The organism is Pedobacter gandavensis, from assembly GCF_032677645.1.
Taxonomy (GTDB): Bacteria; Bacteroidota; Bacteroidia; order Sphingobacteriales; family Sphingobacteriaceae; genus Pedobacter; species Pedobacter gandavensis_A.
In genome coordinates this window covers 31217-50231 of sequence record NZ_JAVTSB010000012.1, presented here as the reverse complement: position 1 = coordinate 50231, position 19015 = coordinate 31217, and the positions used below count along the sequence as shown (strand labels likewise).

19 protein-coding genes are annotated in these 19015 nt (G+C 41.6%); 7 read left to right on the top strand and 12 right to left on the bottom strand.

Annotated elements, in window-relative coordinates; genetic code table 11:
- The first annotated feature begins 54 nt into the window (after nucleotides 1-54).
- From R2Q66_RS19270 to R2Q66_RS19260, 3 genes are read left to right on the top strand one after another with little or no spacing between them, the layout of a single operon-like run.
- A complete protein-coding gene (locus R2Q66_RS19270) occupies nucleotides 55-933 on the top strand; it encodes an N-acetylmuramoyl-L-alanine amidase family protein (RefSeq protein WP_410479442.1) in 879 nt (292 codons plus the stop codon).
- Nucleotides 934-967: 34 nt separating this feature from the next.
- Complete coding sequence (locus R2Q66_RS19265; protein WP_316752114.1) at nucleotides 968-1813, top strand: N-acetylmuramoyl-L-alanine amidase; 846 nt, start codon at nucleotides 968-970, stop codon at nucleotides 1811-1813.
- Nucleotides 1814-1827: 14 nt separating this feature from the next.
- Complete coding sequence (locus R2Q66_RS19260; RefSeq protein ID WP_316752112.1) at nucleotides 1828-2781, top strand: MlaD family protein; 954 nt, start codon at nucleotides 1828-1830, stop codon at nucleotides 2779-2781.
- 125 nt (nucleotides 2782-2906) lie between these two features.
- Here the strand turns inward: R2Q66_RS19260 and R2Q66_RS19255 are convergent, their stop codons facing one another.
- From R2Q66_RS19255 to R2Q66_RS19230, 6 genes are all read right to left on the bottom strand, one after another.
- Nucleotides 2907-4286, bottom strand: coding sequence for a sugar porter family MFS transporter (locus R2Q66_RS19255; protein WP_316752111.1), 1380 nt, complete (start codon nucleotides 4284-4286; stop codon nucleotides 2907-2909).
- A gap of 50 nt (nucleotides 4287-4336) precedes the next feature.
- The gene (locus tag R2Q66_RS19250) at nucleotides 4337-6127 is read right to left on the bottom strand and encodes a class I mannose-6-phosphate isomerase (protein WP_316752109.1); all 1791 of its coding nucleotides are present in this window, start codon (nucleotides 6125-6127) and stop codon (nucleotides 4337-4339) included.
- A 154-nt stretch (nucleotides 6128-6281) separates the two neighbouring features.
- The gene (locus R2Q66_RS19245) at nucleotides 6282-7193 is read right to left on the bottom strand and encodes a ribonuclease Z (RefSeq protein ID WP_316752107.1); all 912 of its coding nucleotides are present in this window, start codon (nucleotides 7191-7193) and stop codon (nucleotides 6282-6284) included.
- Nucleotides 7193-7579, bottom strand: coding sequence for an STAS domain-containing protein (locus tag R2Q66_RS19240; protein WP_316752105.1), 387 nt, complete (start codon nucleotides 7577-7579; stop codon nucleotides 7193-7195). Before R2Q66_RS19240 ends, R2Q66_RS19245 begins: the two co-directional genes overlap by 1 nt.
- A 182-nt stretch (nucleotides 7580-7761) precedes the next feature.
- Nucleotides 7762-8715 carry a phosphoribosylaminoimidazolesuccinocarboxamide synthase gene (locus R2Q66_RS19235; protein WP_316752102.1) on the bottom strand — a complete coding sequence of 318 codons (954 nt, stop codon included), beginning with the start codon at nucleotides 8713-8715 and terminating at the stop codon, nucleotides 7762-7764.
- A gap of 38 nt (nucleotides 8716-8753) precedes the next feature.
- Nucleotides 8754-9725 carry a PhoH family protein gene (locus tag R2Q66_RS19230; RefSeq protein ID WP_316752100.1) on the bottom strand — a complete coding sequence of 324 codons (972 nt, stop codon included), beginning with the start codon at nucleotides 9723-9725 and terminating at the stop codon, nucleotides 8754-8756.
- Nucleotides 9726-9827: 102 nt separating this feature from the next.
- On the opposite strand from R2Q66_RS19230, the gene R2Q66_RS19225 reads away from it, so the two are divergent.
- The 3 genes from R2Q66_RS19225 to R2Q66_RS19215 are packed head-to-tail and all read left to right on the top strand — an operon-like array spanning nucleotide 9828 to nucleotide 11451.
- On the top strand, nucleotides 9828-10607 hold the full coding sequence (locus R2Q66_RS19225; protein WP_316752098.1) for an SAM-dependent chlorinase/fluorinase: 780 nt from the start codon (nucleotides 9828-9830) through the stop codon (nucleotides 10605-10607).
- Nucleotides 10608-10616: 9 nt separating this feature from the next.
- On the top strand, nucleotides 10617-10904 hold the full coding sequence (locus R2Q66_RS19220; RefSeq protein WP_316752097.1) for an antibiotic biosynthesis monooxygenase family protein: 288 nt from the start codon (nucleotides 10617-10619) through the stop codon (nucleotides 10902-10904).
- Nucleotides 10905-10917: 13 nt separating this feature from the next.
- On the top strand, nucleotides 10918-11451 hold the full coding sequence (locus R2Q66_RS19215; protein WP_316752095.1) for a hypothetical protein: 534 nt from the start codon (nucleotides 10918-10920) through the stop codon (nucleotides 11449-11451).
- 2 nt (nucleotides 11452-11453) lie between these two features.
- Here R2Q66_RS19215 and R2Q66_RS19210 read toward each other — a convergent pair whose 3' ends face one another.
- The 6 genes from R2Q66_RS19210 to rpsO all read right to left on the bottom strand — a co-directional run bounded on the left by R2Q66_RS19210 (nucleotide 11454) and on the right by rpsO (nucleotide 18352).
- A complete protein-coding gene (locus R2Q66_RS19210) occupies nucleotides 11454-12698 on the bottom strand; it encodes a DUF1015 domain-containing protein (RefSeq protein WP_316752093.1) in 1245 nt (414 codons plus the stop codon).
- A 56-nt stretch (nucleotides 12699-12754) separates the two neighbouring features.
- The gene (locus tag R2Q66_RS19205) at nucleotides 12755-13705 is read right to left on the bottom strand and encodes a D-2-hydroxyacid dehydrogenase (RefSeq protein WP_316752090.1); all 951 of its coding nucleotides are present in this window, start codon (nucleotides 13703-13705) and stop codon (nucleotides 12755-12757) included.
- A gap of 12 nt (nucleotides 13706-13717) precedes the next feature.
- A complete protein-coding gene (serC, locus tag R2Q66_RS19200; RefSeq protein WP_316752088.1) occupies nucleotides 13718-14782 on the bottom strand; it encodes a 3-phosphoserine/phosphohydroxythreonine transaminase in 1065 nt (354 codons plus the stop codon).
- Nucleotides 14783-15031: 249 nt separating this feature from the next.
- Entirely contained in the window at nucleotides 15032-15703 is a 672-nt protein-coding gene (gene rpe / locus R2Q66_RS19195; RefSeq protein ID WP_316752085.1) for a ribulose-phosphate 3-epimerase, read from the bottom strand.
- 81 nt (nucleotides 15704-15784) lie between these two features.
- Nucleotides 15785-17929: a polyribonucleotide nucleotidyltransferase gene (pnp, locus tag R2Q66_RS19190; RefSeq protein WP_316752081.1), complete on the bottom strand. Its 2145-nt coding sequence runs from the start codon at nucleotides 17927-17929 to the stop codon at nucleotides 15785-15787.
- Nucleotides 17930-18046: 117 nt separating this feature from the next.
- On the bottom strand, nucleotides 18047-18352 hold the full coding sequence (rpsO, locus tag R2Q66_RS19185; protein ID WP_316752079.1) for a 30S ribosomal protein S15: 306 nt from the start codon (nucleotides 18350-18352) through the stop codon (nucleotides 18047-18049).
- Between the two features lie 177 nt (nucleotides 18353-18529).
- Between rpsO and R2Q66_RS19180 the strand changes: the two genes are divergently transcribed.
- Nucleotides 18530-18949, top strand: a complete 420-nt coding sequence (locus R2Q66_RS19180; RefSeq protein ID WP_316752077.1) for an acyl-CoA thioesterase — start codon at nucleotides 18530-18532, stop codon at nucleotides 18947-18949.
- Nucleotides 18950-19015: the final 66 nt, after the last annotated feature.

Genomic DNA, 19015 nt, shown 5'->3' with positions numbered 1-19015 from the left:
TCGTGTGTGAATGTTATTTTTGCATTAATGTTTAATCCAAAACGTTCAAAATTAATGAAAAATATGCCATTGCTTAGACCAAATGCAATTTTGATCGTATTTATTTCCTTGATAATAGCTACAACCACTAATTATCAAGCACTTGCGCAAGAATATAAAATAAAAACCATCGTCTTAGACGCTGGTCACGGGGGTAAAGACGGCTCTACAAGAGGGGCTTATTCGACTGAAAAAGACGTTGCTTTAAAGACAGCCTTACGACTTGGCGCAGCAATTGAAGCCAATATGAAAGACGTAAAAGTCATTTATACCCGGTCGACTGATGTTTTTGTACCACTTTATGAGCGCATCGCGATTGCCAACAATGCAAAAGCAGATCTTTTTATCTCCATTCATTGTAATGATATGCCGATGATCCGCTCCAGCGTAGTAACCGGTTCCCGCAAAGGAAAAAATGGGAAAAGAATACCAATTACGGAAAGCGTGTACCGGAAAAGTACTTCCACCCGTGGAGTAGAAACCTTCGTATCTGGTATGGGTAGAATCTCTGAGCAGGATGAGGTAATCAAAAGAGAAAATGCAGCGATCTTTCTAGAGGAAAACTACAAAGAGAACTATGAAGGATTTGACCCTAATAATGCAGAGAATTATATTATCCTATCTTTGATGAAGAACACCTTCCGTACCCAAAGCCTGAAACTGGCGAAACTGGTACAGGATGAATACGTAAATGTAGGTAGGGTAAACCGTGGCGTTCAGGAGAAAAGCCTGGCCGTATTGGCAAGAGCAGGAATGCCCGCCATATTAACAGAAATAGGATTTATCAGTAACCCGGACGAAGAGGACTATATGAACTCAGAAGCCGGACAAATAGAGATTACAAGGTGCCTGTTAAAGGCCATACAGAGCTATCAACATAGGATAGAAGGATAATTAGATTACAAGTAAAAATTAAGAGTTAAGCCCGATGAGATTGAAAAGAAGTGTATTCTTATTTGCCGTTTTATTATTTATCAGTTCAGAGTTTGCTTTTTCCCAGGGATACAAAGTTAAAACCATAGTTATCGATGCCGGCCACGGTGGTGGTAAACCCGGTGCTGCCGGATCCTACTCCGTAGAAAAAAATGTGGCCCTCCAGGTGGCCCTAAAGCTGGGTAAGAAGTTCGAAGAAGACCTTCCGGATATTAAAATCCTGTATACCAGAAAAACAGATGTCGATGTCGACTTTTATAAAAGAGCCGAAATTGCCAATGACGCAAAAGCAGATATCTTTATTTCTATTCACTGTAATTCCATGCCCGACCGCAGGGTGGTATCTGGCTATACTAAAGGTAAGAATGGCCGCAAAATCCCTAAATATGCGTATGTAAAAAACACAGGAACTGCGGGTACCGAAACCTTCGTTGCCGGAACGCATCGCCTTAACGAACAGGACGTTGCAATCAGAGAAAATGCCGATATCAAGCTAGAGAAAAACTACAAGCAAAATTATGATGGCTATGATCCCAATGATCCTGAAACATTTATTATACTATCTTTGTTTAAAAATACATTTAGGGATAAGAGCCTAAAATTAGCCCGGTTAATCCAGGACAACTACACAAACGAAAATAACAGAGGCAACAGAGGCGTAAAAGAACAAGGAATTCTGATCTTACAAAGAGTAGGAATGCCAGCCGTACTCACCGAGATCGGATTTATATCCAATCCCGCAGAAGAGAACTATATGAACTCCGCCAGCGGACAAGCGGAAATTGTAAATGCGATCTTTGACGCCGTTAAGAAATACAAAAAACAAACAGAAGTAAATTAAGTAAATACACATACGTGAAAATAGCAAACGAAACCAAAGTAGGCATATTAGCAGCCTTTTCAATAGCCTTATTAATCATTGGCTACAACTTTTTAAAAGGCAACGCCATCTTTTCCAGCGAAACCGTATTGTATGCCAGATATTCTCATGTAGATGGTCTGGGTGTTTCTAAACCCGTATTAATCAATGGTTACCAGATTGGCCGTGTAGATGCACTTACACTTCAACCTGACGGCACGATCATCGCTACACTAAAGATCAAAGGAAAGTACGAGATCCCGAGTAACAGTATCGCCAGATTAGAAAGCATCGACCTTTTAGGTGGTAAAGCAATTGTAATGGCCTTAGGAACCGGTAATGTGTTTGCTAAAGACGGTGATACCCTAAACGCAAATGTGGCTAAAGGTATTTTGGAAACAGTTCAGCCAGTTCAAAAGAAAGCGGAAATGATCATCGCCAAAATGGACTCGATCTTAACCAGCGTAAACTCTATCCTTAACCCTAACTTCCAGAAAAATGTAGACAAAAGCTTTAACAGCATTGCCGCTACACTAGCTTCACTGGAAGCAACTTCTAAAAAAGTGGACCATCTGGTAGGTTCAGAAGGTACAAGAATCTCTTCTATCCTTTCTAATGTAGAAGCCATCACAAATAACCTGAAGAATAACAATGAGAAAATCAATGGCATCCTGAACAACATCAGCACGGTGACTGATCAGGTAGCTGCTGCAAACTTCAAACAAACCATTGACAACGCCAATAAATCTATGGCCGACTTACAAAGTATTGTAGGAAAAATCAATGAAGGAAAAGGTACGTTAGGATTGTTGATCAACGATACAAAAATGTATGACAACCTAAGCAATGCTTCCAGCAATTTAGATAAGCTGATCATCGACTTAAAAGAAAACCCTAAGCGTTATGTACACTTCTCGGTTTTTGGTGGTGGTGCTAAAAAAGATAAATAAGCTTTAAACGCTGTTTATAAGGTCTAAGCCTATTCGAACAGTTACAAAAAAAAGCCTTTCAGAACTTCTGAAAGGCTTTTTTTGTATCAAATGAATAGCGGAATAATCCAGCTGTTCTCCTATATTTAAGAACTAATCAATCCCTTTTCAATTTCTTCTAAGCTGAGCCCCTTCGTCTCCTTCAAATTCCGTTTCACATACCAATAGGTGAATAAACAGAAGAATGCGAAAATAAAGAAGGTTGCCGGAATCCCCAGTCCTTCCCGCATCAATGGGAACATCAGGTTCACAAACCAGTCGGCAATCCACATGGTCATGATACAAATCGACAAAGCGCGGCCACGAACCGCAGTTGGAAACAACTCTGTCGCAATCACAAACTTCAATGGCCCTAAAGAAAAAGCAAAGGCAAACAGGAAGGCGATAATGCAGGAAACCAGGGCCAGACCTTTGATCCCTAACATAAAACACAGGCCGGTGAGTGCCAGCGCAATCGCCGCTGCCATCGCACCAACCAGATAAAGTGGTCTGCGACCCCAGGTATCTACTTTCCAGATCGCAATAAAAGTGAACAACACATTGGCCGCGCCTAGTACCATCTGGTACAACAAGGCATCATTGGTTACAAACCCGGCAGATTTCAATATCGTCGGACCGTAAAAAATCACCCCGTTAATCCCGCTAAACTGGGCTAGTGCCGTCAGCACCATCACCACAATCAGCACTTTCCTTACCGGCCCGTTAAACAGGGCTTTAAAGGAACTTTCCATCTGAACCTTATCCGTATTCATTTCTGCCAGAGCAAGCTTTCCTGACTGCTCCCCGTTGATCTGGATGAGGATGAGTCTTGCTTGTTCAACCTGCCCCTGCTGCTGCAACCAGCGTGGACTTTCCGGCACAAAAAAGATCAACACAAAGAACAGAGAAGCAGGAATTACGCCTACTAAAAACATGCCGCGCCATACTTCGGATACGAATAGCCAGTGCATCAGATCAGGATTCACCGTAAAGCCAGTGGAACTGGCATGATACTGTAGGAAATAATTGCTGACATAGGCCAGTAAAATCCCGAAAGTAAGCGCCAGCTGGTAATAAGTAACCAGACTGCCCCGGTTTTTTGCCGGCGACATTTCGGAAATGTAAAGCGGAGAAATATTCGAAGCAACGCCTACCCCTACTCCCGCAAGGATTCTGAAAAAGATCAGCAAGGCATAACTGCTGCTGGCCGCAAAGCCTATCGCACTGACAAAAAACAGGAAGGCCGCCAGGAAAAGCACCTTTTTGCGTCCGATTTTATCGCTCAGGTAGCCCGAAAAAGCGACCCCAATGATACAACCCAGCAGAGCGCTGGAAACGAACCAGCCTTCCTGTGCGGCGGATAGGTTAAACTGTAGCTTCAGGGGTTCAATAATTCCACTGACCACCGCCATATCGAAGCCAAAGAGGAATCCCCCCAGGGCAGCGATCATGGTGATGAGCAGCAGAAAGGTTTTGTGGTTCTTCATACTCGTTTATATTTGGTTTTGGTTTATTTGGTCGTGCTTACTGAGCTTCCTTAAAGGCTGCTATCCTTTACGAATGCCTTCACTAACTTCCCTTTCCCTGCTCCTAAATAGGTTATCGTATAGTTGTTTACTGCGGCAGGCACCACAATGGTCTCCGCGTAATTGTAAATGGCACTTTCTCCATTGGCGGTAATTTCTACCTGACTTCCTTCTACCAGCATCAATATATGACAATGTTGTTTGGTTTCCAGCTGTATTGTACCCTCCCATTCGTAGCGCTCTACATCGTAAAAATGTTCCTCGTGGGTAGGCAAATGCCAATGTTGTAAGGTAGCGGTTTCCTCCAGTAATACCGGTTTAGAAATCAGCTCCTGCTGCACTTTATCCCCGGTTCTGGAGAAATCAATGTTCTTCATGCCATGGTCGATATTGATCGGTCTTGGCATGCCGTTTAAATCTTTCCGGACCCAATCGTACAGTTTAAAAGTAAAAATATAAGGCGTACTGCTGATTTCCAATACCAGATTATTAATCCCGGCACTGTGTACAGTGCGGTTAGGAATCAGAAAGAAATCATGCTTTTTAGCCGGAATCAGTTGCACATGCTGCTCAATATCCAGTTCGGTTCCGTTTTCATAACTACTTCTCAAATCTTTCTCAAATGATACCGGATCACTGTCTGCCGTAAAGCCAATATAAACACCGGCATCTTCTTTCTGATCCAGAATATAATAGGTTTCGTCCTGGGTGATTTGCTCACCAAAGTTTTCCTGTGCGTAAGTTAAAGCCGGATGGCATTGAATCGACAGGTGATCCCCGTCAAAAGTATCAAGGAAGTCGAAACGGATCGGGAAATAAGTACCAAATCTTGCTGCCGCTTTTCCCAGCACTTTGGAAGAATGCGCAAACATCAACCAATCAAAAGAAAACTCCAGCATTCTGCCCTGATCTTCAATCAGAATCCCGTTTTCCGGACTGATCAATTCAAAAGACCAGGCATAATTGGGAACTCCCCCCGGTAAATCCGGAATATGATCCATCATCCAGCTGCCACCCCAGATTCCGGGTTCAAACCATGGACGCGCACGAAAAGGATGTTCGCTCAAATCCTGCAATGCAGTTCTAAACGTATCCCCGCTGCACCATGGATAAACCGCGCTGTGTTGAGCATCTATAAAGTAATCAATCCGCGAAAGCAGTGCTGATTTGTGGCGGTTCAATACCGGCCAATCTATAAAGTAAAACCGTTTGTATTGTGCTTTAGCATCTTCGGCTGCCCTGGCACCAATATTACGTACCCGCTCGGCTCTGGAACGAAACTGTATTTCATTTTTAGGAATATCCAGATAAATCAAAGTCCCTTCCCAGCCGGCTAAACTCGCTCCGGTACCAAAAATGATGTTTCTCTTTGTGGAAGGTTGTAATAAAGCCAGCTTTGCCGGTTCAAAGAAATCGGCTAGTTCCCCGGTAAAAGCTTTACCAAAGATGGAATCCGGCCCCTCACTATTCAGGTAAGGATGGATCATCGCTTCAATTTCCGCTTCCGGCTTTAAAGCATCCGCTACGTTGACCCAGTTCCAATCTGTTGTGGTATGAGCCAATATCAATTTACTATGCGCTACAAAGGCTTCCCAGTCTACACCTCCGTAACCATCAATAATCAGGTTCCCTGTTACAGGAATTCCGGAGAATAAGGCTTCCAGATCATGGCTGATATGGCCCTGACTGATCTTCCTGGTCGGATAAATATCATACTGATTGGTGTTACCTACGGGCTTAATTAAAGGTAAAAGCTCCTGTTCGGTTTTTCTGGCTTCTTCGTTAAGATTTTCTGTATCCATAATACTTGATGAAACACAAATATATCACTTAAGTACGTATGTACACACATACTTAGGTAATACCTAAAAACCTTGTGTTAAGTTATTAAAAATCAGTACACTAAAATTCATTCCCGAATGTATATCCGGGGATGAATAGCCTATAAAAAAGAAATTAGATAGCGAAAGTACTGCCTTCTGTGGCGAGTTGAGTGTTTTCAAAAACGGATACCGCTTCTTCCAGTAAAGGCGTTAAAGTCTTGTATCTGGAGGAGAAATGCCCGATAAGTAACTTCGCTGCACCAGTGGTAATCGCGGTTTCAGCAGCCTGTAAAGCCGTGGTATGGTGCGTTTGATTCGCTCTTTCCAACAACTCATGTAAAAAAGTAGCTTCATGATACAGCGTATCACAATCTTTTATATCCTCAAAATAGCTGCCATCGCAAAGAGTATCAGAGCAATAAGCGTATTTTCTTGGACGATCAGAATCAACGGTATAGTCCAGATTGAGCAGGATTCTGCCATCAGGTAAAGTCAGGTCTACCCCTCTTTTCAATAAAGGATAGTATTCTAAAGGAACGTTTTCTGCTTCCAGTTTTTCGAGCACCACTTTACGCAATCTTTTCTTCTCCGTAAAAGTAAAACCGGTACAAGGAATTCTATGGTTGAGGATGATGGTAGATACGGTCAGGTCTGAATTTTCGAAAATCACGGTAGGTACATCTGCAATGACCGGCGTAAATTCGATAGGATACCTGATTATGGTTTCAGAATGTTTAAACTGTAGTTCCAGAATCTCCATTAAGGCTGGAGGACCGTAAATGCGGATGGGCTTGATTCTTCCGTTCAGGTGCATTGTCGACAATAAGCCGATCAATCCGAAATAATGATCTCCATGTAAATGACTGATGAATACGACATCGATTTTACTCGCTTTGAAGCCAAAACGGATCAACTGCTGCTGAGTTCCCTCTCCGCAATCAATCAGGTAAAACTTCTCATTACAGTTTAAAAGCTGTGCACTTGGATTTCTATTGTATACTGGGGTAGCAGAACTGCTTCCCAAAATGGTAACCTCAAATTTCATTAATCTTTATCTACACTCCCCAATAATTCTTTCTCAATCTCTTCCATAAAGATCAGGTCAGTTGCCTCATCTAGTTTAGATACAATCACGAGCGACTGATCCAGGTTAGACATTTCTAATATTTTAGCTACAACAGGGTTGATACCCGTTACGATAAACAATCCGTTTGCATTTTTACACAGGCGGTCTCCAACCAGGAGGCTGCTTAAATCCTGAGAATCATTACATTCTTTTACGGCGGATAAATCCAGGACGATGTTATGGTATCCTTCTGCGTTCAATAAAATGAACTCAGATTTTAACTTAGGCGTATTGTCATTGGTAAACTTAGACTCTCTAAGCTTAAGAACCACATACTTTTCGTGCTTGTCAACTGAAAATTTCATGATATTGATTTGTTTGATTTCTATTGCTAAAGTAATTAATTTTATCTGGTATAGCGTCAACCCGGCCAATAAATCATCAATAAATTGCAGTTACAGGGATTGGAGGCACAAAAAAACAGCCGCCGGTACAAGGAACACTTGCAACCGGCGGCTGTCGATAAGCTATAAAACTACAGCAAGGATTAGTTTCCTAAAAGCTGGTTTAAAGATTTAGTCACATTTGCTTCAATACGTTGAATTACATTTGATGCTTCGTTTTTCACAAAAGTATCACCGGTAATCTGCTCATAAAGCTCAATATAACGCTCAGAAATAGAGTTTACAATCTCAGGAGTCATTACCGGAATTTCTTGTCCGTCTTTACCCTGAAAACCATTCTCGATTAACCATTTGCGTACAAACTCTTTTGACAATTGTTTTTGAGGCTCATTAGCATCCTGACGGTCTGCATAACCTTCCGCATAGAAATAACGGGAAGAATCAGGTGTATGGATCTCATCGATCAAAAAGATCTCTTCGCCAACTTTACCAAATTCATACTTCGTATCTACCAGAATCAGGCCACGTTCTGCTGCCATTTCTGTACCACGGGCATAAAGCGCCAGGGTATAAGCTTCCAGTTGCGTATAATCTTCCACAGAAACGATTCCTTTTGACAAGATATCTTCTCTTGAAATGTCTTCATCATGACCTACCGCAGCCTTAGTGGTTGGGGTAATGATGGCCTGAGGTAATTTATCATTTTCTTTCAGTCCCTCTGGTAAAGCAACACCGCAAACACTACGTTTACCTGCGCTATACTCTCTCCAGGCATGGCCTGCAAGGTATCCACGGACTACCATTTCTACTTTGAAAGGCTCACAAATGCGACCGATGGTTACCATTTCATCCGGTACTTCGATTACCCAGTTTTGTACGATGTCTTTGGTCGCATTTAAAAATTTAGCGCCAATCTGATTGAGCACCTGTCCTTTAAAAGGAACTGCTTCGGGTAATACTACATCGAATGCAGATATTCTATCGGTCACCACCATCGCCATAAACTGGTTATTGATCGTGTATACGTCACGCACTTTTCCCTTGTAAAAATTGCTTTGCTTTGGAAAGCTGAAATTGGTTTCTTTAATTGCTGTCATGGTATTTGCCAAAGAGCTGTTGTGTTATTTGTTCTTAATTATTGGATATCGCCGTAGGCTTGTAAAATTCTTTTTACCAGTTTGTGTCGCACTACATCTTCCCCCGTCAGGTAAACAATTTCAATACCAGGAATATCGTCTAAGATACGCAGGGCGTTAAACAGACCCGACATTTGCTTCTTCGGCAAGTCGATCTGGGTTACGTCTCCTGTCACTATAAACTTAGCAGAAGGGCCCATCCGGGTGAGGAACATCTTCAACTGAAGGTCAGTTGAGTTCTGGGCCTCATCCAGAATCACAAAACAGTTATCGAGTGTTCTGCCACGCATAAATGCCAAAGGGGCAATTTCTATGGTGCCATTCTCGATATATTGCTTTAATTTTTCCGCTGGAATCATATCATCCAACGCATCATATAATGGTCTCAGGTAAGGATCTACTTTTTCCTTCATATCACCGGGCAGGAAGCCCAGGCTTTCCCCCGCTTCTACCGCAGGTCTGGTTAAAATGATCCTCTTAATTTCTTTATTTTTCAATGCCCGCACTGCCAATGCAACTGCAGTATAGGTTTTTCCGGTTCCGGCAGGGCCGATGGCAAATAAAACATCGTTATTCACCATGCTGTGTACCATGCGTCGCTGGTTCGCAGTTCTGGCTTTCACCATCAAACCATTCGTACCAAATACGATCACCTCTCCGCCGCCTCCAGCTACCGGCGCAGGTTTCTCTGCACCATTTTCAGGAACCGTCTTTTTCAGATCGGAAACGAGGATGTTTTCTACATCATTTACGTTCAAACCCAGGTTATTTTCCAGTCTGGCCAACAAAAGAATATACTTTTGCTCAAAAACTTTAAGTTCTTTTTCATCGCCAAACACTTTCAGTTCAATCCCTCTTGCCACCACTTTAAGCTTAGGAAAAGCGTTCTTAATCAGCTCATAGTGCTCATTATTTGCTCCCCAAAACTGTACCGGATCTACCGATTCTAATGTTAAAATAAGTTCGTTCAAAATATTGTTTTTTAGTAAGAGGTGTATATTTTGATATAAAAATTGAATATTTGTACGCGAATTGCCGCTTACGCAAGATTAAGAATAAATATCCAATTTTTAATGGCCATAATTACATTAACAACAGATTTAGGTTCAAAAGATTTTTATCAGGCTGCCCTTAAAGGCAGTATCCTGAGCATCTTGCCTACAGCAAACATTGTTGATGTGACCCATGAGGTACCCTCCTTCAACATCTCTTATGCCGCATTCGTTTTAAAAAATGTCTACCCATATTTTCCTAAAGGCACCGTCCATTTAATCGGAATTGACTCCGTGTTTAGTGAAAATACCCGATATATTGCGTTAAAATACCGGGATCACTTTTTTGTAGGTGCCGACAATGGGATTTTTTCTTTATTGTTTGAAGAGCTGCCGGAGGAGATCGTGGAACTGAACATTATGCAGGACCTTAAATACCTGCATTTCCCATTGGTCGATATCTTCGTAAAAGCAGCGATTCACCTGGCCAAAGGAGGCAAGTTAAAAGACATTGGCATGCCTACCGACAGTGTCGAAGAACGCATGTTATTAAACCCTGTCATCGAGCGTGATATCATCCGCGGAAGTGTCATTTATATCGATACTTTCTCCAATGTAATCACCAACATTACCAAAGAACTGTTCACCAAAATACAGCGCAACCGCGACTTCACTTTATACTTCCGAAAAAGCGAGACGATTACCCAACTCAGCTGGCATTATAACGAAGTTCCTGAGGGCGAAAAACTATGCCTTTTTGGCATTAGTAACCACCTCGAAATCGCAATTAACAAAGGAAAAGCAAGCGGTTTATTAGGTTTACATCTCAATGACATTATCAGAATCGAATTTCATCCTTAACCGATAAAGATGCTGACCCGACTGGTAAAAATGCAATTCAACCCGGATTTCGTAACCGAATTCCAGGAAAGCTTCAAAGCTATACAGCCTCAAATCGCTGCATTTAAGGGCTGTAGCAGCGTTAAACTGCTGCAGGACTTAGCAAACCCCAACACCTTCTTTACGATCAGTATCTGGCAGGATGAAGCCCATCTGGAAGATTACAGACGCTCTACCCTATTCAAAGAGACCTGGACAAGAGTAAAACCAAACTTCTCCGCTAAAGCTGAGGCATGGAGTTTGCTGATACCATCGTAACAAACACACACAAATGATTAAAAATTGCTTACTGTTGCTTTTTGCTGGATTTTTCAGCTTAAGTGCCGCAGCCATACGGGTGGACACGAGTGCTTATCAGGTACAACGACTGAAAATCAACGCCTTACTGGCGGAGCGCAGCGCTAGATTCGGACAATATGACCAGAGTCTGGACGCCAGAACGGGAATATTCGGTTTTCAAACCAAAAGAGACATCAAGAATTCTAATGAGATACTCCGACAAATTGTCCTGAACGACAACAACGTTTTCAAGGAGCTGAAAATCCTCATGGATTATAAAGACCAGGAGGTGAAAAATGTAATCATTAGTTCCAACACCTCTAACGGAAGAATTCAGGCCTACATGATGTCCATCAAGAAGTTGCAGGATCAGAATCAGAACCTGAGAACAGAAATCAAACAGATAGAAAGAGGGGAAACCTTTTACTATTATGTCATTGGATTTCTAGGTTTCATGATCGCCGGCATGGTTTGGTTTGGCTATAAAAAAGGATTATTTAACGACCTGCTCAAAAGAGATCATTAACCTTAGTTAAAATAATTCGTTAAGAGTCCGACTAAAAACTTCGGCTCTACCCAAGTTGATTTCGGTGGCATCACGCCATCAGCTTCTGCCACTGCAATCACTTGTTCCACGGAAGTGGGGAATAACGTAAAAGCGATCACAAACAAGCCCTTATCTACTTTCTCCTGCAATTCCTGTGGCCCTGTACGCCCACCTTCAAAGGTAATCCGCGCATCCGTTCTCGGATCTTTAATACCCAGAATCGGCTCCAGAATGAAGTTCTGCAAAATACTCACATCTAACACCCCTACCGGATCATTTTCCTCATAAATACCAGGTTTAGGTTGTAGCCTATACCATTGTCCGCTAAAATACATCCCAATTTCATGTAAACGGGCAGGTTTCAGGCTTTCCTCCACCGGAATCACCTCAAAACAAGCATTTAAAGCCTCCATAAAATCAGTTTCAGACCTTGTTCCCAGATCTCTAACCAAGCGGTTAAATTCCAGCACCTTTACCTCTTCGGTATTCATGTACACCGTAGTAAAATAGTTGTAAAGCTCCGAACCGGTATGTCTAGCAGCGTTTAAAGCTTGTTTTTGCAAACCCATTTTGGCCATAGAAGCAGCGCGATGGTGACCATCGGCAATGTAAACGGCCGGAATTGCGGCAAAAGCAGCCACCATTTCCTGTAAATCGGAAGCATCAGCAATGGCCCAGATCCGATGTTCACTATGATCCGCAAAAACGAAATCTAATGCCGGTGTTAAGGCAGTATATTTTTGGATCAGCCTGTTTATCGTCGCATCAGGATGGTAGGTAATCAAGACTGGATTAGCATCCAGACCAGTTTGCTGCAGATAATCAGCCAGTAATTTCTCCCTGCGTTCTACCGTAGACTCGTGTTTTTTGATCCGTCCTTCCAGATAATCATGGATGTGTGTCAAGGTCCAGATCCCGGTCTGACACAGGCCATCATGCAACACCTGATACACATAAATCACCGGTACCGCTTCCCTTTCCAGGTAATGATGTTCCAGAAAACCTTCAAAGTTCTCGGCAATTTTCTTGAAAATTAGTTCTTGTCTGGTGCCTCTGAGGTAAGGATTGTCCAGTTCGGGGTTGATCAGGTGCAGAAAGCTGCAACTGTTCTCAGAGGCGATCAAACGGGCTTCCCCTGAGCCATAATGTTCCAATGGACGGGTAACCACCTTTGATTGCAGGTGTGCTGCGGGTTTTAGTCCGCAAAAAGGCTTTATATTTGGCATAGGAGGAATAAATGGGCTGCCCAACACTTAGGGCAGCCCATTGAAAGCTATTTATTCTATTTATTAAAATGCTCAATAATCAAACTCGCTAATTCCACACCGATACGCTCCTGTGCTTCATTAGTTGCCGCACCGATATGTGGCGTTAAAGAAATCTTAGCATGTTGCAGAATCGCAGTCGCAGGTGTTGGTTCGTTATCGAACACATCTAAACCAGCGAAAGCAACTTTACCACTATCTAAAGCAGCAATAAGGGCCGCCTCATCGATAGTACCGCCTCTAGAGCAGTTCACCACACCAACACCAGCTTTCATTTGATCAAACTCTGCAGCACCTAAGATAGGTTTGTCTGCAAATGGCGTATGTAAACTGATGAAATCACTGTTTTTGATCACTTCTTCTAAGGATACTGTTTTCACCGGAATGTCTACTTTAATACCACCTGTAAGGTTCAAAGTTAAGTTTCCTTCGAAAGGAAAAAGATCATAAGCCAGCACATTCATGCCTAAGCCTAAAGCTACTGTTGCTGTTTCTCTTCCGATTCTTCCGAATCCAATGATACCGATCGTTTTACCTCTCAGTTCTACACCTTTAGCAAATGCTTTTTTAAGGGCATTGAATTTTGTATCACCTTCTACAGGCATTTTACGGTTAGATTCCTGTAGGAAACGAACACCTGTAAACAAATGCGCGAAAACCAATTCTGCTACCGATAAAGAAGAAGCAGCTGGTGTATTGATTACTGCAAGACCTTTACTTCTGGCGTAATCAACATCAATATTATCCATACCAACACCACCTCTACCGATCAGTTTCAGGTTAGGACATTGGTCTATCAGTTCCTGACGAACTTTTGTGGCACTACGTACCGTAATTGCATCGTAATTCTGTAAAGCTTCAGCTAATTTATCCTGAGCTACGGTTTCTGTATCTACTACAAAACCCGCTTGTTCCAATAAGGATTTTCCAACAGGATCAATCCCATCGTTGGCAAGTATCTTGATCATCAATTATATATTTTATTGGTGTTTCTCTGCAAAAATCTGCATTAATTCAATTAAAGTATGCACACTGGTAATAGGAAGTGCATTGTACATCGATGCTCTGAAACCACCTACACTTCTGTGTCCTTTGATACCTTCGATACCATTTTCTTCTGCGTAAGCAAGGAAAGGTTTTTCCAGTTCAGGGTTTTCCATAACGAAGCAAACGTTCATTCTGGAACGGTCTTCTACTGCACAAGTACCTTTAAACAATGGATTTCTATCGATTTCCGCGTATAAAGCTCTTGCTTTAGCAATGTTTTCCTTTTCGATTTCTGCAACACCACCTTTAGATTTCAACCAGCGAAGGTTTAACATCGCCACGTAGATAGAGAATACCGGAGGGGTATTGTACATAGAACCACCATCGATATGCACTTTATAGTCTAACATAGAAGGGATCTTTCTACCAGATTTACCTAAGATTTCGTCTTTCACGATCACTACAGTTAAGCCGGCAGGGCCGATATTTTTCTGTGCACCAGCATAGATCAGGTCGTATTGAGCGACGTCGATCACTCTGCTCATGATGTCAGAGGACATGTCGCAAACTACAGGAACTTTAGTTTCCGGCAGGTCGAACATTTCCGTACCATAAATGGTGTTGTTGGAGGTACAATGAAAATAAGCACTATCTTCAGGGATGCTATATCCTTTAGGAACGAAGGTATAGTTTGATGATTTTGATGAAGCTACAATATTTGCAGTTCCAAAGTTAACGACTTCTTTAATCGCTTTGTTTGCCCATACTCCTGTTTCCAGGTAACTGGCTGTTTGGCCTTCAGGCAATAAGTTCATAGGAACCATTGCAAATTGCAAACTCGCACCACCTTGTAAAAAGAGAACGGAATAACCAGCAGGAACATTTAACAATTCCTTAACCAACTTTCCGGCCTCTTCCACCACACCTTCGAATTCAGGTGTGCGGTGAGAGATCTCCAGAATTGACAAGCCGTCTTTAAAATCAAGTACTGCTTGTGATGCTTGCTTGAAAACTTCCTGTGGTAGGATACAGGGTCCAGCGCCGAAATTATGTCTCATTTTTATGTTTATTTTTATTGGTTGTAAATGTAATATTTTATATGATTTAATGATTCTAATTTTTGAACTTAATGCACATTTATGCCCGAATGGGCCTGCCAGTTAAATAATTAGCGGGAAAATCATGGAAATAAAAAAGACAAATACCGGTTGATACGCCGCCTAAAAAACAGCGCTTAATTACCTATGAAGGGAGATTAAACAGAAAGGGAGAATGGAGAGAAACAGGCTTACCGGCCGGATAAAAACTTAGATTTTTAGAAGGCCTGTTTTTATGTTTTTCATATCCGCAATAACTTCCGTTGGATTTTCGGCGCCAAAGATGGCATTACCTGCTACAAATGCCGTAGCACCAGCTTCGATTAAAGCTTCAAGGTTATGAGGCCCTACCCCACCATCGACTTCGATGATCAGTTCCGGGTTTAATTGTAAGGCCATTGCTTTGAGCTCCCTCAGTTTGTTCAGGGTATTGGGAATGAATTTTTGTCCGCCGAAACCAGGGTTTACCGACATGATCAATACCATATCTAAATCTGCAAGGATATCCTTTAATAAAGCCACAGGCGTATGCGGGTTTAAAGCCACACCAGCTTTGCATCCTGCCGCATGAATCGCTTGTATGGTACGGTGAAGGTGTGTACAGGCTTCATAATGAACTGTGATCACCGCAGCACCAGCTTCTGCAAAGCGTTCGATATACTGATCCGGATTTACGATCATCAAATGCACATCCAATGGTTTGGTCGCATATTTTTTAATCGCTTCCATCACCGGGAATCCGAAAGAGATATTCGGTACAAAAACGCCATCCATCACATCTACATGGAACCAATCCGCTAAGCTAAAATTGACCATTTCAACATCACGTTGAAGGTTTGCAAAATCAGCAGCAAGTACAGAGGGGGCGATGATGTGTTTCATAGGATCGTTTTATCGTTAGGTAAATATAACCGTTTTAAACCAAAAAACCCCGCAATTTGCGGGGTTTTAAATGTGTTGAAATTATGCAGGAGTTTCTGTTGTTCCTTCTGGTTTAGCTGGACGAGGCAATAAAGCTTTTCTAGAAAGTTTCATTTTTCCTTGTTTGTCAATATCCAAAAGTTTAACCTGAATCCTGTCACCTTCTTTGAACACACCGTCCATCGTTTCTAAACGAGTCCAGTCGATCTCAGAGATGTGTAATAATCCGTCTTTTCCTGGCATGATTTCTACGAATGCACCAAATGGCATGATAGATTTCACTTTACCATCATAAGTAGCACCTATGTCTGGTTTAGCAGCAATCGCGTTGATACGAGCAACAGCTGCATCAATAGCCGCTTTATTATCAGCAAAGATTTCAACGATACCTTTGTTACCTACTTCTTCAATAGAGATAGATGCGCCGGTTTCGCGTTGCATTTCCTGGATAATTTTACCGCCTGGACCAATTACAGCTCCAATAAATTCTTTATCAATAGTTAGAGAAACGATACGTGGCGCGTGATCCTTGTAGTCTTCACGTGGTGCAGAAATCGTTTTCTTCATTTCGTTTAAGATGTGTAAACGAGCTTCTTTAGCTTGGTTAAGGGCGTTAGTTAAAACTTCCCATTTCAAACCATTGATTTTTAAGTCCATCTGACAAGCAACGATACCTTTTTCAGTACCAGTTACTTTAAAGTCCATATCACCTAAATGATCTTCATCACCTAAAATATCCGAAAGGATCGCATATTTACCAGTTTTCTCATCAGTGATTAATCCCATAGCGATACCAGATACTGGCGCTTTGATTTTAATACCTGCATCCATTAATGCTAATGTACCAGCACAAACAGTTGCCATTGATGAAGAACCGTTAGACTCTAAGATATCAGAAACGATACGAATAGTATATGGGTTTTCTTCTAATCCTGGTAATACTTTCTTCAATGAACGCATGGCTAAGTTACCATGACCAATTTCACGACGACCAGCACCTCTGTTCGGGCGAACCTCGCCAGTAGAGAATCCAGGGAAGTTATAGTGTAGTAAGAATTTGTTGTAACCATTGATGAATGCACCATCAATCATTTGCTCGTCATCTTTAGAACCTAAAGTAACCGTAGTTAACGCTTGAGTTTCACCACGGGTGAAAACAGCAGAACCGTGAGCAGAAGGAAGGTAACTTACTTCAGACCAGATTGGGCGTACGGTACGTACATCACGACCATCTAAACGAATTCCTTCGTCTAAAACAAGGTTACGGATCGCATCATACTGTACATCATGGAAATATTTTTTAGCTAAGAAAGCAGTTACATCATCGATGCTTTCGCCTAAAGTAGCTACAAATTCAGCAAGGATAGCAGAGAAAGCGTCAGTACGCTCACCTTTACTAGTGTTGCTTTTTGCAATTGCATAAACTTTGTCGTAAGTAGCAGCAAAAACTGCTTCTCTTAATTCAGGATTGCTGTTTTCATGAGAATAAGTACGTTTAACCGTCTTACCTACTAATTCAGCTAATTCTTTTTGAGCTTGAACCTGGATTACGATTGCTTTATGAGCGAACTCAATTGCTTCAACCATATCCGCTTCAGAAATCTCATCAGCTTCACCTTCTACCATTACGATATCGCTTTCAGTACCGGCTACAAGGAATTCCATTGTTGCGCGTTCTAAATCACTTACATAAGGGTTGATGATAAATTTACCGTCGATTTTAGCAACACGTACTTCAGAGATCGGCCCGTTGAAAGGAATATCTGAAACCGCAAGAGCAGCCGAAGCAGCTAATCCAGCTAAACAGTCTGGCATAATATTTTTGTCAGAAGAGATCAAAGAGATCATCACCTGAGTATCAGAGTGGTAATCTTCAGGGAACATCGGGCGTAAAGCACGGTCAACCAAACGAGAAATTAAAACTTCATAGTCTGATAATCTTGCCTCACGACGTAAGAAACCTCCAGGAATACGGCCAGCGGCAGCATATTTCTCTTGATAATCTACTGATAATGGTAAGAAATCTACTCCTGCTTTAGCGCCTACTGAAGATACTACAGTAGCTAATAACATGGTGTCTCCCATTCTAACAACTACAGAACCATCAGCTTGTTTCGCTAATTTTCCTGTTTCAATTTCGATAATTCTTCCGTCGCCCAGGTCGAACGATTTTTTTATTACATTCATTTAAAGAGTGTTGTGGTGTGTTTTCCTCTTTCTACACACCTGATTTATATATGTTAATTTTATTATTCAAAGTAAAAAAGCCATCCCTAAGAATGGCTTTTCCTGATATTTTAACGCTTATTTGCTGTCTCTGGATGAACCTAGAGGTTTGATGATATCACGTAAGCCTAAAGCTTTGATGATAGCACGGTAGCGAAGAATATCTTTTTTAAATAGATATGCCAGGATACCACGGCGTTTACCTACTAGTTTTTGAAGAGATAACTGAGTAGAGAAATCTTTACGATTTTTCTTTAAGTGTTCAGTTAAATGTGCAATACGGTAAGTAAATAATGCTACTTGACCTTCAGCAGAACCAGTGTTGGTTTCTACTTCGCCGTGTGTTTTAAAGATTTCGGCTTTCTTTTCTGTACTTAAATACATTTCTTGAATGATACTAAAGTGTGTATAGATTAATTAATTGTGGCAAAGATAGTCTAAGTTTATTTGAATCGCAAAAAAACAATTGTCATAGCCATTCAATTTACGGTAGCTGAATCAGATATATCAAAATCTAAACCTTATTTTTGACGCAGAACGTAGAATATTGACGAAGAAAACATGGAAAAGAACGAATACAGCATATTTGAAACTGAATTAAAAGTACGCCCGGATGATATTGATATGTTCCAGCACGTACACAACAGCAAGTATTTCGACTATGTGCTTTCTGCCCGTTACGATCAAATGGAACAATTTTACAACATGTCTATGGAGTCCTTCCTCGAAAGTGGTTATGGCTGGGTAGTCCGTACCGCTCATGTAGATTTTAAACGTCCGCTGATTTTGGGCGATGTAGTTTTAATCCGTACTGGTATCCTGACGATTAATGAAAAAGGCTGTAGGGTTCAGTTCGAAATAGAAAATAAACGCACTAAAAAAATCGCTTCTGATGGTTGGTTTGATTATGTGATGATCGATACAAAAACCGGAAAAGCCTGCAAGGTAAATGACGAAATGATTCAAGCTTACAGCATATAAATGGTATAAAAAAAAGCCGTCACCCATTGAACAGGTGACGGCTGGATTGAATAAGCCAGATGAGCT

Bases quoted from the DNA above. Each gene is read 5' to 3' on its own strand.
- R2Q66_RS19240 (WP_316752105.1), bottom strand. From the start codon at position 7,579: ATGAAATTTTCAGTTGACAAGCACGAAAAGTATGTGGTTCTTAAGCTT.
- R2Q66_RS19220 (WP_316752097.1), top strand. From the start codon at position 10,617: ATGCTGACCCGACTGGTAAAAATGCAATTCAACCCGGATTTCGTAACC.
- R2Q66_RS19270 (WP_410479442.1), top strand. From the start codon at position 55: ATGAAAAATATGCCATTGCTTAGACCAAATGCAATTTTGATCGTATTT.
- R2Q66_RS19225 (WP_316752098.1), top strand. From the start codon at position 9,828: ATGGCCATAATTACATTAACAACAGATTTAGGTTCAAAAGATTTTTAT.
- rpsO (WP_316752079.1), bottom strand. From the start codon at position 18,352: ATGTATTTAAGTACAGAAAAGAAAGCCGAAATCTTTAAAACACACGGC.
- R2Q66_RS19265 (WP_316752114.1), top strand. From the start codon at position 968: ATGAGATTGAAAAGAAGTGTATTCTTATTTGCCGTTTTATTATTTATC.
- R2Q66_RS19205 (WP_316752090.1), bottom strand. From the start codon at position 13,705: ATGATCAAGATACTTGCCAACGATGGGATTGATCCTGTTGGAAAATCC.
- R2Q66_RS19245 (WP_316752107.1), bottom strand. From the start codon at position 7,193: ATGAAATTTGAGGTTACCATTTTGGGAAGCAGTTCTGCTACCCCAGTA.
- R2Q66_RS19215 (WP_316752095.1), top strand. From the start codon at position 10,918: ATGATTAAAAATTGCTTACTGTTGCTTTTTGCTGGATTTTTCAGCTTA.
- R2Q66_RS19255 (WP_316752111.1), bottom strand. From the start codon at position 4,286: ATGAAGAACCACAAAACCTTTCTGCTGCTCATCACCATGATCGCTGCC.
- R2Q66_RS19180 (WP_316752077.1), top strand. From the start codon at position 18,530: ATGGAAAAGAACGAATACAGCATATTTGAAACTGAATTAAAAGTACGC.
- pnp (WP_316752081.1), bottom strand. From the start codon at position 17,929: ATGAATGTAATAAAAAAATCGTTCGACCTGGGCGACGGAAGAATTATC.
- R2Q66_RS19235 (WP_316752102.1), bottom strand. From the start codon at position 8,715: ATGACAGCAATTAAAGAAACCAATTTCAGCTTTCCAAAGCAAAGCAAT.
- rpe (WP_316752085.1), bottom strand. From the start codon at position 15,703: ATGAAACACATCATCGCCCCCTCTGTACTTGCTGCTGATTTTGCAAAC.
- R2Q66_RS19210 (WP_316752093.1), bottom strand. From the start codon at position 12,698: ATGCCAAATATAAAGCCTTTTTGCGGACTAAAACCCGCAGCACACCTG.
- R2Q66_RS19250 (WP_316752109.1), bottom strand. From the start codon at position 6,127: ATGGATACAGAAAATCTTAACGAAGAAGCCAGAAAAACCGAACAGGAG.
- serC (WP_316752088.1), bottom strand. From the start codon at position 14,782: ATGAGACATAATTTCGGCGCTGGACCCTGTATCCTACCACAGGAAGTT.